This is a genomic window from Streptomyces sp. NPDC028419 (assembly GCF_055565515.1).
On the sequence record NZ_JBVHUE010000005.1, the window covers coordinates 15,816 to 31,171 of the forward strand.

Here is a 15,356-nt window from a genome sequence, read left to right on the forward strand (position 1 = left end):
TCAGGCATGGCGCGGAACACCCTCGTCCAGGAGCAACGCGCTACGGCTCTGCGCGCCGCCCGCCCGGGCCGATTCGACGGCCCAGTACACGGCTTCCGGCGTGGCGGGCGAGGCCAGCTCCACGCTGGTCCCGGCCGGCCCGAAGGCGGCGGCCGCCTGCCGCAGCGCCTCCCGGACCGAGAAGGCCAGCATCAGCGGAGGCTCGCCCACCGCCTTGGACCCGTAGACAGCGCCCTCCTCGGTGGCGTTCTCCAACAGCCTGACGTTGAACTCCGTCGGCATCTCCGAGAAGCTCGGCAGCTTGTAGGTGCTCGCGGCCTGGGTCAACAACCGGCCGCGGTTCGGCCCGTCACCGTTGTCCCAGCGCAGGTCTTCGAGGGTCAACCAGCCGGCGCCCTGGACGAAACCGCCTTCGACCTGCCCGATGTCGATCAGCGGTGACAGGCTGTCGCCGACGTCGTGCACGATGTCCACCCGCCGGATCCGGTACGCGCCGGTGAAGCCGTCCACCTCCACCTCGGCAGCGGCCGCGCCGTAGGAGAAGTACTTGAAGGGGGAGCCGTGGAAGCTCTTCGCGTCCCAGTGCAGCCCTTCGGTCCGGTAGAAACCGGCCGCCGACAACTGGACCCGCTGGAAGTACGCCGTGCGCACCAGGTCGTCCCAGGCCACCTCCCCGTCGCTGCCGAGGACGCGTGCGACGCCCCCGACGATGCGCACGTCCGCGGCGTTCGCACCGAGCTGGGTGGCGGCCACCTGGAGCAGCCGCCCGCGCAACTGCTCGCAGGCGTTCTTGACCGCCGCACCGTTGAGGTCCGCCCCGGCACTGGCGGCGGTGGCCGAGGTGTTGGGCACCTTGTCGGTCCGCGTGGGCGCCAGCCGCACCTTGTGCAGCGGGATGCCGAGCGTGGTCGCGGCCACCTGCAGCATCTTCGTGTGCAGGCCCTGTCCCATCTCGGTGCCGCCGTGGTTGATCAGGACCGAACCGTCCTTGTAGATCAGCACCAGGGCGCCCGCCTGGTTGAAGGCGGTCAGGTTGAAGGAGATCCCGAACTTGATCCCCGTCAGCGCGATCGCCCTCTTGGTGTGCGGGTGCGCGGCGTTGAAGGCCGCGATCCCGCGCCGGCGCCCGGCGAGGTCGGCGTCCTCCTGGACCTCCCGCCAGACGGTGGTGATGCGTTCGGGGTGGCTGACCGGCTGTCCGTACGGCGTCGCATGGCCCTGCCGGTAGAAGTTGCGCTCCCGCAGCTCCATCGGGTCCAGGCCGAGCAGCGGCGCGCACCGGCCCATGACGTCCTCGATCACCAACATGCCCTGCGGGCCGCCGAAGCCGCGGAAGGCGGTGTTGGAGACCTTGTTGGTCTTGGCGATGCGGCCGCGGACGCGGGCGTTGGGGATCCAGTAGGTGTTGTCGATGTGGCACAGCGCGCGCGCCACGACCGGCTCGGAGAGGTCCAGGCTCCAGCCGCCGTCGGCCGTCAAGGTGGCGTCCAGGGCCTGGATGCGGCCCTCGGCGTCGAAGCCGATCTTCCACGAGGCGTGGAAGCCGTGCCGCTTGCCCGACATGGTCAGGTCCTGGGTGCGGTTGAGCCGCACCCGCACGGGCCGACCGGTCAGCCGGGCACCGAGCGCGGCGATCGCCGCGAAGCCGTGCGGCTGCATCTCCTTGCCGCCGAAGCCGCCGCCCATCCGCAGGCACTGCACGGTCACCTCGTGGCTGTGCAGACCGAGGACGTGCGCGACGATCTCCTGGGTCTCCGACGGGTGTTGGGTGCTGCTCTGGACGAACACCTGCCCGTTCTCGTCGATCAGCGCCAGCGCCGCGTGCGTCTCCAGGTAGAAGTGCTCCTGGTCGGAGAACTGCAACTCACCGGTGAACACGTGCGCGGAGTCCTCGAAACCGGCCTCGACGTCCCCGGTCACCATCTCGGGCCGGGCGCCGTGGAAGCTGCCGGCCGCGATCGCGTCCTGGAGCGTGATCAAGGACGGCTGCTCGTCGAGGTCCACCTCGACGGCCGCCGCCCCGAGCCGGGCCGCTTCCAGGGTCTCGCCGAGCACCCAGGCCACCGCGTGGCCGTGGAACATGACCTCGTCGGGGAAGAGCGGTTCGTCGTGCTTCATCCCGGCGTCGTTGACGCCCGGTACGTCGGCGACGGTCAGGACGCGGACCACGCCCGGCACGGCGAGCGCCGGCCCGGTGCGCAGCCCGGTGATCCTGCCGCGGGCCTTCATGACCTGGACGGGGTGGGCGTGGAGCACGTCCTTGGTACGGGCGACCAGGTCGTCGGTGTAGAGCGCGGCGCCGGTGACGTGCAGGGCGGCGCTCTCGTGCGGCACGGAAAGGCCGACGGCGGGCATCTCGGGACGTTCGGACAACCGGCTCATGACGGCACCGCCTCGGTGGTTCGCGCGTACAGCTTCAACAGGCTCTGGCCGAGCATCGCGGAGCGGTAGTCGGCGCTGGCGCGGTGATCGTCCATCGGCGTGCCCTCGCCCCGGAGCACCCGGGCCGCGGCCTCGACGGTCCGCGCCGCCCACGGCCGGCCCTCCAGGGCGGCCTCGGTGGCGAGGGCGCGGATCGGGGTGGCGGCCACGCCGCCCAGGCCGACCCGCGCCGTGCGCACGATCCCGTCCTCGATGTCGAGGGCGAAGGCGACGGCGACGCTGGAGATGTCGTCGAAGCGCCGCTTGGCGATCTTGTGGAAGGCCGTGACCGGCGACAGCGGCAGCGGGACCCGCACGGAGCGGATCAGCTCGTCGGGGCGGCGGACGCTCTGCCGGTAGCCGGTGAAGTAGTCCGCCAGCGGTACGACGCGCTCCCCGGCGGCGCCGGCGAGCACCACCGACGCCTCCAGCGCGAGAAGCGCCGGCGGGCTGTCACCGATGGGGGAGCCCGTACCCAGATTGCCGCCGAGCGTCGCACCGTTGCGGATGAGCCGGGAGGCGAACTGCGGGAACAGTTGGGCCAGGAGCGGGACGCGGCCGTCGAGCCGGCGCTCGATCTCGGTGAGCGTCAGGGCCGCGCCGATCTCGATGTGGTCGGATTCGAAACGCAGTTCCCGCAGTTCGGGCAGCCGGTCGACGGCGACCACGCAAGGCGCCCGGCGCGCACGGATGTTGACCTCCACGCCCCAGTCGGTGCTGCCCGCGACGACCACCGCGTCGGGGCGCTCGCCCAGCATCCGCAGGGCGTCGGCCAGCGTGCCCGGACGCAGGAAGGAGCTTTCCTCGCGGGTGTACCGGGTGGCGACCGGTGCCGGCGGAGCCAGTTCGCGACGCCGTCCCAGCGCATCGTCCGGAGCGGGCGCGCCGACGGCGAAGGCGGCGTCGCGGATCGGCCGGTAGCCGGTGCAGCGGCACAGGTTCCCGCTCAGCGCGTGCAGGTCGAATCCGTTCGGACCGTGCTCGGGATCGGCGTGCGTGTCGCCGTCGGCGGCGGGGCAGCGGTCGGGCCGGTAGTACTCGGCCGCCATGCTGCAGACGAACCCCGGTGTGCAGTAACCGCATTGGGAGCCGCCGCGCAGGGCCATCTCCTCCTGCACGGGGTGCAGTACGGGCGGCGCGCCGGCCGCACCGGTGACGGCGAGGCCCTCGGAGGTGATGACCTCCTGGCCGTCCAGCGCGGCCACCGGGACCAGGCAGGCGTTGACGGCCACCCAGTCGGTGGGCTTGTGCACCCCGGGGCGGGCCACCAGCACCGAACAGGCCCCGCACTCGCCCTCCGCGCACCCCTCCTTGGTGCCGGTGAGGCCGCGCTCGCGCAGGAAGTCCAGCGCCGTGGTGTGGGGCGCGGCCGGTGCGATCGGCATCTCCTGCCCGTTGACCGTGATCCGCGCGGCTACCACGGGGTGTTCCCCGTTCGGGGCGCGGTCGTCGTCCTGCTGGTCCTGCTGGTCCTGATCGCCATGTCGGGAGCTTTCTTTCTCGGGCGGCGCAGCTCAAGAGCCCGGCGCGCGCATCCGCACGCGAAGGCGTGCCGCGGCCGGCGGGGAGCGAAGGCGGTGAAGGGGAGAAGCAGAGGGGGCGGGGCCGCAAGAGGGCGCGCCGCGAGGGGGCTGCTCAGCAGCCGTGTGCGAGACGGCCCGGAGCCCAGGCGGTCTCGTGAGCGAGGCGGTGCGCGCCGGAGATGGTGGACATCGGACGTCGCCTCCTGCCATGTGCTCACGAATGGGTGCGCTGAAGCTACGTCGCCGCGGGACCATCGGTCAAGCCGACATGCCCGGATCCCCCGCACCCGGCGGAACGCCGACGTCGCCCGGCACCGTGGGTGCCGGGCGACGTCGAACGGACCGGGGGGACCGGGTGGGCCCGGAGGATCAGGCGGTGCAGCGGATCATGATGAGCGGCTTGTTCCCGGCGTAGTCCGCCCAGAACTCCTCGCCGAACTCCCGGACACCGGCGTCGGAGACGTCCAGCGTCACCCACTCGATCCCGGTGAATCCGGCCGCCTTCAGCGTCGTCTCGTACGTCTCCCGCGACGGCGTGGTGGCCTCGAAGGAGACCGGCGGGTCCAGCAGGGCCGTGAGCCGGATCCCGCGGCCGATCTCGTTGTCCCGGCCGGTCGACTCGCACAGGAACCCGTACTTGGCCAGTGAAGGCCCGTCGAAATCGAAGTCCGGGTTCTGGGCGAACAGATAGAACGCGCCGCCGGCGACGAGGCTGCCCCGGACGCGGTGCATCATCCGCTCGATCTCGGCGACGTCGCTCGCGTAGTTGAACGCCTGCACCGCCACGGCGATGTCGAAGGGCTGCTCGAAGTCCCGCAGGGCGGCCGTGTCCGCGACCTCGTAGTCGATCCCGAGGGGCTCGGACCGCTCCAGGGCGTTGGCCGCGTCGATCATCGCGCCGGAGATGTCGAATCCGAGGACGCGGGACGCCCCGCGTCGCTTGAGCTCGCGGCTGTAGAAACCGGTCCCGCAGGCGACGTCCAATACGGACTTGCCGGTGACGTCACCGATCAGGGCGAGGAAGCCCGGTACCTCGGCGTAACGAATGACGGGCAGGGTCTTGAAGCCTTCGAACGCTTCACCGATTCCGTCGTACAGCTGACCACTCATCGTGGCGGTTCCCCTCGATTTGTGGCGTCGGCTCTCATGACGAGCCGCGGCCCTCCCTTCGGAGTCTTCCCGCTGGGCGGCAGGAGTCCGTACTGGCTGAAACTACGAACCTGGCCCTGTCGAGGCGGAGTTGGATCCGAACGGCACGAACGACCTTCGAACGGCCTTCGAATGGCCATCGGGGGTTCGCCCACATGCGCGATAACATGCGCATCGGCTGGTCAGCGGGCATGTGGGCGGGGGAGGCGACTGTGGCCGGAGCGGATGCGCGGGAACTGGCGGCGCGTTGGTGGAAGTGGGCCGACTCGGCCCCCAGCGGGCGGAGCCCCGTGGAGGACGCCACCGGTGAGCACGCGGGGTGGAGCCAGCCGTCGGACGTCTGGTTCCTCGCGGGCACGTACGGCGGCCGCGTGGTGCGGCGGTGCACGGTACCGACCGATCGGCCCCTGTTCTTCCCGGTGTTGAACACGCGGCGCCTGGCACTCGGCTTCTCCGCGCGGCCGCTGCGCCTCGCCACCTCGGGTGCCGAGGCCCAGTTGAACGGCATCCCGCTGCCCGTCCGCGAGGCGACCTCGAAGCGCTTCTGGTCCGTCGGGCCGCAGGTCGCCTGGGGCCTGTGGGGCACGATCGACCCCCTCCTCGCGGGCGACTACGTCCTGTCCGTCAAGGCGGAGACGAAGGGGGGCGGGTTCTGGGTGGACACCACCTACCACCTCACGGCCGTGCCGTCCGATCGGCACCGACAGGACGTGCCCGGCGCCTGACCGGAAGCGAGCCGGTTCCGGCCCGGCGACCCCGCGCCGGGCGCGAGCGCGCGGACGTGCGTGCGGCTGGACTGTTGATCTTGCTCCGCACCTCGTAGGCTCGGCCTCGAAGATCGCGGAGGTGGCGGGATGAGCGCGTCGGATGACGGCCGGGTGTACTGCGGCGACGAGGGTCACGTGGTCCGGCCGACCCCGGGCCGCGTGTACGTGAGGCTGGCGGGCGGCCCCCTGGACGGTCAGCTCCTCGATGTGAGCGGCCTGTCCCTGCGGGAGTGGGCGGAGGGGGTGCTCCTGATCACCGATCGCGGGCTGTACGGACCCGGTGGCCGGACTCTCTACAGCCCGTCCGAAGCGGACCCCGGCGGCCCGTTCCGCTGGGAGGGCGACACGCCGTGACCCCCGAAGAACACGTCGACCAGGCCGGCGGGAACGCCGCCCTAGGTCCTGTCGTCAAAGTGCCGTCGTCGCCCGAAGGGCGGCCCCGCGGCGTCTGGTGCGTGCTCTCGCCGTGCCGGGCGGAAGCCCGCGTACTGGACGTACTTGGCTTTCGCCCGGTGCGGCGAGAGTGCGTGCCAGGCGTCGCGAGGCAGACGGCACTTTGACGACAGGGCCTAGCGCGCGAGCGCGCGGAGCAGGCGTACGTACGGAGTCCAGCGGGCCGGACGGGCCACCGTGCCCGTGCAGGCGAGTTCGGCGCGGTCCAAGCCGTCCTCCAGGCAGGCGTCGTGCATCCATCGGTAGGCCGCCGGCCAGGTCAGTCGAGCCGGCCCGCTGACCCGCATCGCAAGGGTGTGCCGCAGCGCCGTGCGCCCGCCGTCGACGGGCAGCACCGCGAACTCGTGGAAGCCGTTGAATCCGCGCGGTCCGCTGAAGGCGAAGCGGACCCAGGTCCCGGGCACGTACGCGGTGACCGTGTAGCGGACCGGGCCGTGGCCGCCGGTCGCGCCGACCGCCAGCGGACGGTCGAACGTCATGGCGGGCCAGTCCGGATGTGGCCACAGTCGGTCCGCCGCGCCGCCGGACAGGCTGTCGATGAGCGTGCCGACGTCGCCCGCCTCGGCGGCCAGTATGCGCTCGTGAACGTTGTAGACGCCCATGCGTCCTCCACCTCTCCAGCCGATTATTAGAGAGTTGCCTCCAATACTGTGGAGGGTACTCTCTGATTCATGGCGAGACCACCCCGCTTCGACACCGACCAGATCCTCGACGCCGCCGTCCGACTGGCCGCCTCCGCCGGACCGACGGGCGTGACGATGACCGCCGTCGCCCAGGCGATCGGCGCGCCGAGCGGATCCGTCTACCACCGCTTCCCCGGCCGCGCGGCACTGCTCGCAGAGGTGTGGCTGCGCGCCGTGGAGCGTTTCCAAGAGGGGTACTTCGTCGCGCTCGGCAGCGCCCCCGATCCCCACGGAGCCGCCCGCGCGGCGGCCCGACACGTCGTCTCCTGGAGCCGCGCCCACCCGGGCGAAGCGTCGCTCCTGCTCTACGGCGCCGCGGAGTTCGGCCGGGCGGACTGGTCCGAGGAGCACAAGGAGCGCGCGGACCTGGGCAACCAGCGCGTGTACGAATCCCTCCACCTCCTCGCCGAAGTCCTCGGCGCGGCAGGGCCCCAGGACCACGAACGCGTCACCCTGGCCCTGATCGACCTGCCGTTGTCCGTGGTGCGCCGCCACCTGCGCGCCGGTCAACCGCTGCCCCCGCACGCGGAGGACCTGGCCGAGCAGTGCGCTTCGGCCCTGCTGAGTGTCGGAGTCGGCTGACGTCGGCAGAAGTCGATGGAAGGCCCGTGTACCGGTCTGTTACGGTCCATGGGCCGGCCGCGGGACTCCGGTGCGACTTCCGGAACCTGCCTCTGAAGCAATGATTCGCAGCTCGTGCCCCCATTCCCCGGCCGGCGCCCACACCTGCGCAGTCACCTACGGGAAATGAAGCGGATGGATTCGTACGGGGACCTCGTCGCTGCCGAAGACGTGCTGCTCTTCGTCAATGCGGCGATCACCTCCACCGGTCAGCGCGAGTTCCACAGCGACGCGGGCGAGCAACTGCTGTCCCTGGACTTCCTCCACGCGTACATCCTGGGCAACTACCGCGACCTGTACGCCGGTGTCCTCGCGCTCGACATCAACGACCACAACGTGGCCCTGATCGTCCGGCGGTTGTTGGAGACCGCCGCCGAGGCCACCGCCGACCAACGCCGCAGCGAGGGACGGCTGATCGCGTGCCGGCTGGCGACGCTGCCGCCACAGCGCGTGTACGGCCTGTTCGACGCCCTGCGCCGGGCCGGTGTGAACAACCGGCGCACCCGCGCGATCATGCGCGACTGGCTGTCCGCCCGCCCCGACCCGGCCTTCGACGCCGTGAAGTACCGCAGCGCCCTCAAGCGGGCCCTTCGCCACGCACACCTGGCGCCCGCCACCGAAGAGTTGGGGACCTTCGTCTTCGCGCCGCTGACCCGCAAGCAGTACACGACCCCCCTCCTGGAGACCTGGCGCCGCGCGCACTACGAGCAGGCCGCGCTGTACGAGCTGCCCTATACGACGGCCGAGGGCTTCGCCGCCAAGCACCGCATCCCCCGGGACGTTTTCCTGGAGCGGATAGCCCCGCGGATGACCCGGCTGGAGACCCTGCGACTGCAGGAGTCCGCGCGCAAGGCCGGGGCCCCGGCGGTCCGGGCGGACCTGTCCAGGATGCCGCTGACCCGGTTGGCGACCTACGTCCTGTCGCTGCCGGTCCAGGACCGGGCGCGCCGGCGCGCCGAGCTGACCCGCGCCCTGGAAGCGGCCGCCGATCGGGTGGCCGGGGTGCACCGGGGGAGTTGGGGCGAGGTCACCGCCGTCCTGGACGACAGCTTTTCCACCTCCGGCTCCGCCCACAAGCGCCGCCGACCGCTGGCCGTGACCCTGGCCTGCCACTACCTCCTCGCGGCCCTCGCCGACGACTACCGCGCGCTGTGGACGTCCGGGCGCACCGACGCCCTGCTGACGTACCCGTACGGACCGACCCCGGTGGGCCGGCGGATCCTCGACGCGCTGGACACCGCCCCGTCCAGGCTGGTCATCGTCTCCGACGGATGGGACAACGCTCCTCCCGGCCTGGCCGCCGAGGTGCTGCGCATCTGGCGCACCCGGCTCGACCCCGAACGCCGCACCAGCATCGTGCACCTCAACCCGGTCTACGACGCGGCGGCCTTCGACGTGCGTCGACTCTCGCCGACGGTGCCCACCACGGGCATCCGTGACGCCGAGGACCTTCCCGCACTGGTGGAACTCGCCCAATTCGCCGAAGGTCGGACCGGCCTGGCCGAGTTGACCACGTACATGGACACCCGTGCGGCCCTGCTGATGGGCGACCCCGACGAGGAGCGGCCGCGATGACCACGCACGACCGGACCGATCCCGACCCGACCACCCCGGAGCCGCCCCCGCTGGAGCTGAGCGGTCTGACCGCCCGCCCCGCACAGGTCTGGGGCGCGGTGCGTCTCGTACCCCTCGTCCGCGACGAGCCCGTCCACGACCTCCGCCTGCACGCGCGGCTCTACGGTGACGGGCCCGGTCACGTCGAGGTCGGCCCCCGCGGTGCCTACGTCTCCTACGTCCCGCACGGGTTCGTCGCCACGTGGACGGGGGACGGCACGCCCGCGGCCGCCTACGGAACCCAGTTCGCCGCCGGCGGCGACGTGCCCCCGGCCGCCACGATGAGCCTGCGCTTCCACCGTCGCATGGCCCGCCGTCAGGCCAAGGACCGACTGCGCTTCCTCCCCATGCACCTGGCGCTCGAAGGCTATCTGGCGCTGCACTTCGGCGGCCCCTCGATCGCCTGGGAGGAGTGGTCGCAGCGCGCGATCAGCCAAGGGCTCTCCCCGCGCGTCGAGGAGGCCTACGTGGGCGCCGAAGTGCGCGGACTCGGCGACGCGCTGCGCGTCTTCGAGATCCACCCCGACCAGTGCGGCGTGCTGGTGTACGTCGCCGACGCCCTCGCGGCCGCGTTCGTGGTCCCGCATCCCGACGACTACCGTGCGCTCCACGCGACGCTCCTGCAGGACCTGTACGGCGAACTGATCCACCACTACGCCACGTTGATGCCACCGGTCCGGGACTTCCGGGCCCACATCCCGGACGCCGGCATCCGCTCCCTGGCCCACCTGCGCGCGGCGGTCGCCGAACAGGAGCGCGGCTGGGCGCACTTCCACGACACGACCATGGCCGCCGGCCTGCTCGACCACGCCTACGACTGGCAGACGGTCTACCGGATGGGCCGCTTCACCCTCTCCCGCTTCCTGCCGGAATTCCGTCCCAAGCAGGAGAACCACATCGGCGAGGCCATCACCGACGACGCGGGCAGGATCTCCTACCTCAAGACGTTCCGCCTGTCGGAGAGCCAGGTCCGCCGCGGTCACCTGCTGAGCAAGCTCGCCGCGCACGACTGGCACATGGCGGATACGGCGGCCGAACTCGCCATCGACGAGGCCCAGTTGGCCCTGCGCCTGGAATCCGCCGGCTTCGGCTTCCTGCTCCGCCAGGACGTTCTGGACGGCTACCGCAAACAGGCCCGAACCGGAACCCGAACCGGAACCCGAACCCGGTCCTGAACCCGGTCCTGAACCCCATGGCGGTCGCGCGGGGCGGCGACCCGAGGGCGTCGGAGCGCCCGAGTACGTCCGTACTCGGGCGCTCCGGTGACCCGGGGGGCGTGGCTTCAGCCCTTGCGGGTCAGCGGCTCCCCGGCGAAGCTCACTCCTGCCAGGCCGTGGGCCATGAGGTTGCGGATGTTGCTGTGATCGGTGCCGTTCGGCGTCGCCAGCACGCTGCGGTAGTGCTCACCGAATGCCAGCAGCGCCTCTTCGTCGCTCAACCCTTCCAGCAGGGCCAGTCCCAGGGTCTTGCAGGACCCTTCGTTCTCACCCGCGGCATTCGTCAGCTCCCCGTTGCGGAACGCCTGGGGCTGGTACGCGTAGTGCGCGGCGACGAAGGACAAGGTGTCGGCGAACTCGTGCCCACCCGACGCAAGGCTTGCCCGCAGCGAGTTCAATTCAGTCATGGTGGTTCCCCTGGGTTGTACGGACGATCCGATCGCCGTCCGTGACCGGACGACGGTACCCACCTTAAGGACCGCCGCCGGACACCGCGCCGCAGGTCAGAACGGGGCGTTGTCAGTGGGTGGCACCATGATGACCTCCATGACCGAAAACAGCACCCTGCGCTCACCCGCCGCCTACGCACAGGCCGTGACCACCGCCGTGGCGGCGTCGGCCGCGTACTACGGCGACGGGACCACCCCGCTCGGTGACGACGAGTACGACGGGCTGCTGCGCGCCATCGCGGCCTACGAGGACGCCCACCCGGACGAGGTGCTCGCCGAGTCGCCGACCGGGAAGGTCGCGGGCGGGGCCGTACAGGGTGACGTGCCGCACTCGGTGCCGATGCTCTCCCTGGACAACGTCTTCGACGCCGACGAGCTCGCCGAGTGGGCCGCGGGGCTGGAACGGCGCCTCGGACACCCGGTGGCCGGATGGTGCGTGGAGCCGAAGCTGGACGGCCTCGCGGTGGCCGCCCGGTACCGGGCGGGGCGGCTCGTCCAGGTCCTCACCCGCGGCGACGGCCTGGCCGGCGAGGACATCACCCACGCCGCCGACGCCGTCCTCGGGATGCCGCCGGTCCTCACCGAGCCGATCGACGTCGAGCTGCGCGGCGAGGTGCTGCTGACGACCGCGCAGTTCGAGGAGGCCAACCGGATCCGGCTCGCCCACGAGGCCACGCCCTTCGCGCACCCGCGCAGCGGGGCCGCCGGCACGCTGCGGGCCAAGGACCGGCCCTACCGGATCGAGTTGACCTTCTTCGCCTACAGCGCGATCGGCCTGGACGGACTCGGTCACGTCGCCCTGCTGGAGAGGTTGGCCTCGCTCGGCGCGAACACGGCCGCCAGCACGGCCGCCGCCCCGATGCGGTGCGAGACCGTGGAGCAGGTGCAGGAACGCATCGACACGATCGCGGGGCTGCGCGGCGAGCTGCCCTTCGGGATCGACGGCGTCGTCGTCAAGGCCGACACGGCCGAGGACCAGCTGCGGGCAGGCAACGGCTCGCGCGCCCCGAGGTGGGCGGTGGCCCGGAAACTGGCGGCCGAACACAAGGTGACGCGCCTGCTGGCGGTGGAGTGGAACGTCGGCCGGACCGGGATCATCGCCCCGCGCGCGGTCCTGGAGCCCGTGGTCATCGACGGGGTGACGGTCACCTACGCCACGCTCCACAACCCGTCCGACATCACCCGCCGCGGGCTCATGATCGGCGACCAGGTGTTCGTGTACCGCGCCGGCGACGTGATCCCCCGGGTCGAAGCACCCCTGGTCGACGAGCGCACCGGCGCCGAGAGCCCGATCCTCTTCCCCGAGGCCTGTCCGCGCTGCGGGGACGCGATCGACGCCTCCGAGCAGCGGTGGCGCTGCGTGCGCGGGCGCGGCTGCCAGGCCGTGGCCTCGGTGATCTACGCGGCCGGCCGGGACCAGCTCGACATCGAGGGCCTCGGCGGCACGCGTGCGATCCAGCTGGTGGAGGCCGGTCTGGTCAAGGACGTCGCCGACCTGTTCACGTTGACCCACGAGCAGCTCCTCGGGCTGGAGCGGATGGGCGAGACCAGCGCCGCCAACCTCCTGGCCGCGATCGAGACCGCCCGCGGGGCCGCGCTGAGCCGCGTGTTCTGCGCCCTCGGTGTCCGCGGCACCGGACGCACGATGTCCCGCCGGATCGCCGCGTACTTCGGCTCGATGGCCGCGATCCGCGCCGCCGACGCGGACACGCTGGCCGGCGTCGACGGCATCGGCGCCGAGAAGGCCCGCGTCATCGCGGCCGAACTCGTCGAACTCGCTCCGCTCCTCGACAGACTCCAGGCCCAACGGGTCGGCACGCAGATCACCGAGCCGCAGCGGCCCGCGACGTCGGCCGCGACCGACGCGGGCGAGGCGACCCGCGCGAGCGACGGCGAGGACGCGGACGCCCCGGCGGGCGGCCCACTGGCCGGCCAGGCCGTCGTGGTGACCGGCTCCATGACCGGCCCCCTCGCGGTCCTGTCCCGGAACGAGATGAACGAGCTGATCGAGCGGGCCGGCGGAAAGGCGTCGTCGTCGGTGTCCAAGCGCACCACCCTCGTGGTGGCGGGCGAGAAGGCCGGCTCCAAGCGCGCCAAGGCCGAAGAACTGGGCATCCGCATCCTCGACCCGGAGGAATTCGCCGCCCTCGTCGCCGCCCTGCTCCCCAGCTCCTAGCCGCCCGCCCCCACCCCCGCCCCCGCCCAGGACTGGGCCGCTCAGCTTCCGCAAGCGCAGGCGACCGCGGCCTCGGTCGGGGTGGGGGAGGCGGTGTCCGGCTGCTCCGCCGAGGTGTCGCAGCACGTCTGCGGGGCGCTGTCGACGCTCTTGCCCAGCGTGCTCGCGTCGGCCTTGACGACGTAGACCTCCCACGGCTCCTTGCCGGGGCCGGTCACCCAGACCTTGTCCTGGAGCGCGTAACAGCACGAGGTGTCGTTCTCCTCGAAGGTGGCCAGCCCCGCCTCCTTCAGGCGGGTCGTGGCTGCGGTGACGTCCCCGGTGGTGGCGACCTCGACGCCGAGGTGGTCCAGGCGGGTGGGTTCGTCCGCCTCACCCTCGATCAGGACGAGCTTGAGCGGCGGTTCGGCGATGGCGAAGTTGGCGTAGCCGGGCCGGAGCTTGGTCGGTTCGGCGTCGAAGAGCTTGGAGTAGAAGGCGATCGAGCCTTCCAGGTCGGCGACGCGCAGGGCGAGCTGGACTCGGGACATGGCGGTCTCCCCTTCCGGGAGTCACTGTATCGACATCTATCGATACAGGAGAGGTTGCCACCGGATTAGATGGCTGTCAACATAGAGCCATGTCTAAACAAGCTGGCCTGCCGGTGCTCGGGCAGGACGAGGTGGCGTGCTGCACGCCCATGGTCCGCGAGCCCCTGGGCGAGGAGGCCGCGGCCGATCTCGCGCGGATGTTCAAGGCGCTGTCGGACCCGATCCGACTGCGCCTGCTGTCGCTGATCGCCTCGTACGAGGGCGGCGAGGCGTGCGTGTGCGACCTGACCGGCCCGTTCGACGTCTCCCAGCCGACGATCTCCCACCACCTGAAGGTGCTGCGCGAGGCCGGGCTCGTCGGCTCCGAGCGCCGCGGAACCTGGGTGTACTACTGGGTGGTCCCCCGGGCCCTGGCCCAGCTGTCGTCCCTGCTCCAGATCCCCGCCGCGCCCGCGAAGGCCGGCACGTGAGCCCCATCGCGCCGCTGGCCCGCCGGGTGGCGGTCGAGGCCGCCGGTAGCGCGGCGCTCGTCGCGGTGGTCGTGGGCTCCGGCATCCAGGCCACACAGCTGACCCGGGACGTCGGGGTGCAGCTGCTCGCCAATTCCCTGGCGACCGTCCTCGGCCTCGGCGTGCTGATCGCCTTCCTCGGGCCCGTCTCCGGGGCGCACTTCAACCCGGTCGTCACGCTGGCCGCCTGGTTCACCGGCCGCCACGGCCCCGACGGACTCACCCTGCGCGAGGCCGCGGCCTACGTCCCGGCCCAGATCGCCGGGGCGATCGGCGGCGCGCTGCTCGCCGACGCGATGTTCGCCCAGCCGGTCCTGGCCCTCGCCTCCCACGACCGCTGGGCGGAGCACCTGTGGCTGGGCGAGGTGGTGGCCACCGCCGGTCTGGTCTGGCTCGTCTTCGGCCTGGCCCGCACCGGGCGCGCGCATCTGGCGCCGGCCCTCGTCGCCTCCTACATCGGGGCGGCGTACTGGTTCACCTCCTCCACCTCCTTCGCCAACCCCGCCGTCACCATCGGCCGGGCGTTCACCGACACCTTCGCCGGGATCGCCCCCGCCTCCCTCGCCCCGTTCATCGCCGCCCAACTGCTCGGAGGCGTCCTCGGCCTCGGCCTCGTCGCCGCCTGCTTCGGCCGCATGGCCCCCACGCCGACGAGCAACGCCCTCCCCGCCGCCCGCCCAGCCGAAGAAGGCGCACTGACCCCATGAGCACCCCCACCGTCCCGTCCCTCCCGTCCGTCCCCTCCGTACTGTTCGTCTGCGTCCACAACGCCGGTCGTTCCCAGATGGCCGCTGCCTTCCTCACCCACCTCGCCGGGGACCGCGTCCAGGTCCGCTCCGCCGGCTCCGCCCCCGCCGACACCGTGAACCCGGCCGTCGTCGAAGCCATGGCCGAAGCGGGCATCGACATATCCGCCGAGACCCCGAAGGTCCTGACGGCGGATGCGGTGCGGTCCTCCGACGTGGTCATCACCATGGGCTGCGGAGACGCCTGCCCGTACTTCCCCGGCAAGCGCTACCTGGACTGGACCCTGACCGACCCCGCCGGGCAGGGCGTGGCGGCCGTACGACCGATCCGGGACGCGATCGAGCAGCGCGTCCGCGCCCTGCTCGCCGAACTCGACGCCCCGCCCTCGGCGTGAGCGCCGCCGCACCCGTGCCTCCCGGGAGCCACCCGGGAGGCACGGGTGCGGGTCATCGCTAAACTCACGCCATGCCCAACGACCCCGGTTTCACGTGCTCCTG

Annotated in this window: 15 protein-coding genes; 9 read left to right on the forward strand and 6 right to left on the reverse strand. The window is 71.9% G+C overall.

Annotation, left to right across the window (positions count from 1 at the left end; genetic code table 11):
• The 3 genes from xdhB to ACZ4UB_RS07895 all read right to left on the reverse strand — a co-directional run bounded on the left by xdhB (nucleotide 1) and on the right by ACZ4UB_RS07895 (nucleotide 5,054).
• Nucleotides 1–2,382: a xanthine dehydrogenase molybdopterin binding subunit gene (xdhB, locus tag ACZ4UB_RS07885; protein WP_468068977.1), complete on the reverse strand. Its 2,382-nt coding sequence runs from the start codon at nucleotides 2,380–2,382 to the stop codon at nucleotides 1–3.
• Nucleotides 2,379–3,842, reverse strand: coding sequence for a xanthine dehydrogenase small subunit (locus ACZ4UB_RS07890; RefSeq protein ID WP_468068978.1), 1,464 nt, complete (start codon nucleotides 3,840–3,842; stop codon nucleotides 2,379–2,381). Before ACZ4UB_RS07890 ends, xdhB begins: the two co-directional genes overlap by 4 nt.
• A gap of 471 nt (nucleotides 3,843–4,313) precedes the next feature.
• Complete coding sequence (locus ACZ4UB_RS07895) at nucleotides 4,314–5,054, reverse strand: class I SAM-dependent methyltransferase (protein WP_468068979.1); 741 nt, start codon at nucleotides 5,052–5,054, stop codon at nucleotides 4,314–4,316.
• Nucleotides 5,055–5,248: 194 nt separating this feature from the next.
• Here ACZ4UB_RS07895 and ACZ4UB_RS07900 point away from each other — a divergent pair, with 194 nt between their 5' ends.
• Both ACZ4UB_RS07900 and ACZ4UB_RS07905 read left to right on the forward strand, forming a co-directional pair.
• Nucleotides 5,249–5,818: a hypothetical protein gene (locus tag ACZ4UB_RS07900; protein ID WP_468068980.1), complete on the forward strand. Its 570-nt coding sequence runs from the start codon at nucleotides 5,249–5,251 to the stop codon at nucleotides 5,816–5,818.
• Between the two features lie 129 nt (nucleotides 5,819–5,947).
• Complete coding sequence (locus tag ACZ4UB_RS07905; protein ID WP_399257788.1) at nucleotides 5,948–6,214, forward strand: hypothetical protein; 267 nt, start codon at nucleotides 5,948–5,950, stop codon at nucleotides 6,212–6,214.
• 215 nt (nucleotides 6,215–6,429) lie between these two features.
• On the opposite strand, the gene ACZ4UB_RS07910 is transcribed toward ACZ4UB_RS07905, so the two are convergent.
• Nucleotides 6,430–6,915: an SRPBCC family protein gene (locus tag ACZ4UB_RS07910; protein ID WP_468068981.1), complete on the reverse strand. Its 486-nt coding sequence runs from the start codon at nucleotides 6,913–6,915 to the stop codon at nucleotides 6,430–6,432.
• Nucleotides 6,916–6,984: 69 nt separating this feature from the next.
• Between ACZ4UB_RS07910 and ACZ4UB_RS07915 the strand changes: the two genes are divergently transcribed.
• From ACZ4UB_RS07915 to ACZ4UB_RS07925, 3 genes are all read left to right on the forward strand, one after another.
• Nucleotides 6,985–7,578: a TetR/AcrR family transcriptional regulator gene (locus ACZ4UB_RS07915; RefSeq protein ID WP_468068982.1), complete on the forward strand. Its 594-nt coding sequence runs from the start codon at nucleotides 6,985–6,987 to the stop codon at nucleotides 7,576–7,578.
• Nucleotides 7,579–7,752: 174 nt separating this feature from the next.
• Entirely contained in the window at nucleotides 7,753–9,192 is a 1,440-nt protein-coding gene (locus ACZ4UB_RS07920) for a hypothetical protein (protein ID WP_468069245.1), read from the forward strand.
• Nucleotides 9,189–10,406 carry an ARPP-2 domain-containing protein gene (locus tag ACZ4UB_RS07925; protein ID WP_468068983.1) on the forward strand — a complete coding sequence of 406 codons (1,218 nt, stop codon included), beginning with the start codon at nucleotides 9,189–9,191 and terminating at the stop codon, nucleotides 10,404–10,406. The genes ACZ4UB_RS07920 and ACZ4UB_RS07925 overlap by 4 nt, the downstream gene beginning before the upstream one ends.
• 107 nt (nucleotides 10,407–10,513) lie before the next feature.
• On the opposite strand, the gene ACZ4UB_RS07930 is transcribed toward ACZ4UB_RS07925, so the two are convergent.
• Nucleotides 10,514–10,855, reverse strand: a complete 342-nt coding sequence (locus ACZ4UB_RS07930) for a HopJ type III effector protein (protein ID WP_468068984.1) — start codon at nucleotides 10,853–10,855, stop codon at nucleotides 10,514–10,516.
• Between the two features lie 130 nt (nucleotides 10,856–10,985).
• On the opposite strand from ACZ4UB_RS07930, the gene ligA reads away from it, so the two are divergent.
• Nucleotides 10,986–13,073 carry an NAD-dependent DNA ligase LigA gene (gene ligA / locus ACZ4UB_RS07935; RefSeq protein ID WP_468069246.1) on the forward strand — a complete coding sequence of 696 codons (2,088 nt, stop codon included), beginning with the start codon at nucleotides 10,986–10,988 and terminating at the stop codon, nucleotides 13,071–13,073.
• 41 nt (nucleotides 13,074–13,114) lie between these two features.
• Here the strand turns inward: ligA and ACZ4UB_RS07940 are convergent, their stop codons facing one another.
• The gene (locus ACZ4UB_RS07940) at nucleotides 13,115–13,603 is read right to left on the reverse strand and encodes an ArsI/CadI family heavy metal resistance metalloenzyme (RefSeq protein ID WP_468068985.1); all 489 of its coding nucleotides are present in this window, start codon (nucleotides 13,601–13,603) and stop codon (nucleotides 13,115–13,117) included.
• An 89-nt stretch (nucleotides 13,604–13,692) separates the two neighbouring features.
• Here ACZ4UB_RS07940 and ACZ4UB_RS07945 point away from each other — a divergent pair, with 89 nt between their 5' ends.
• The 3 genes from ACZ4UB_RS07945 to ACZ4UB_RS07955 are packed head-to-tail and all read left to right on the forward strand — an operon-like array spanning nucleotide 13,693 to nucleotide 15,253.
• Complete coding sequence (locus ACZ4UB_RS07945; protein ID WP_468068986.1) at nucleotides 13,693–14,073, forward strand: ArsR/SmtB family transcription factor; 381 nt, start codon at nucleotides 13,693–13,695, stop codon at nucleotides 14,071–14,073.
• The gene (locus ACZ4UB_RS07950; protein WP_468068987.1) at nucleotides 14,070–14,819 is read left to right on the forward strand and encodes an aquaporin; all 750 of its coding nucleotides are present in this window, start codon (nucleotides 14,070–14,072) and stop codon (nucleotides 14,817–14,819) included. The genes ACZ4UB_RS07945 and ACZ4UB_RS07950 overlap by 4 nt, the downstream gene beginning before the upstream one ends.
• A complete protein-coding gene (locus ACZ4UB_RS07955) occupies nucleotides 14,816–15,253 on the forward strand; it encodes an arsenate reductase ArsC (protein ID WP_468068988.1) in 438 nt (145 codons plus the stop codon). Before ACZ4UB_RS07950 ends, ACZ4UB_RS07955 begins: the two co-directional genes overlap by 4 nt.
• The last annotated feature ends 103 nt before the right edge of the window (nucleotides 15,254–15,356 follow it).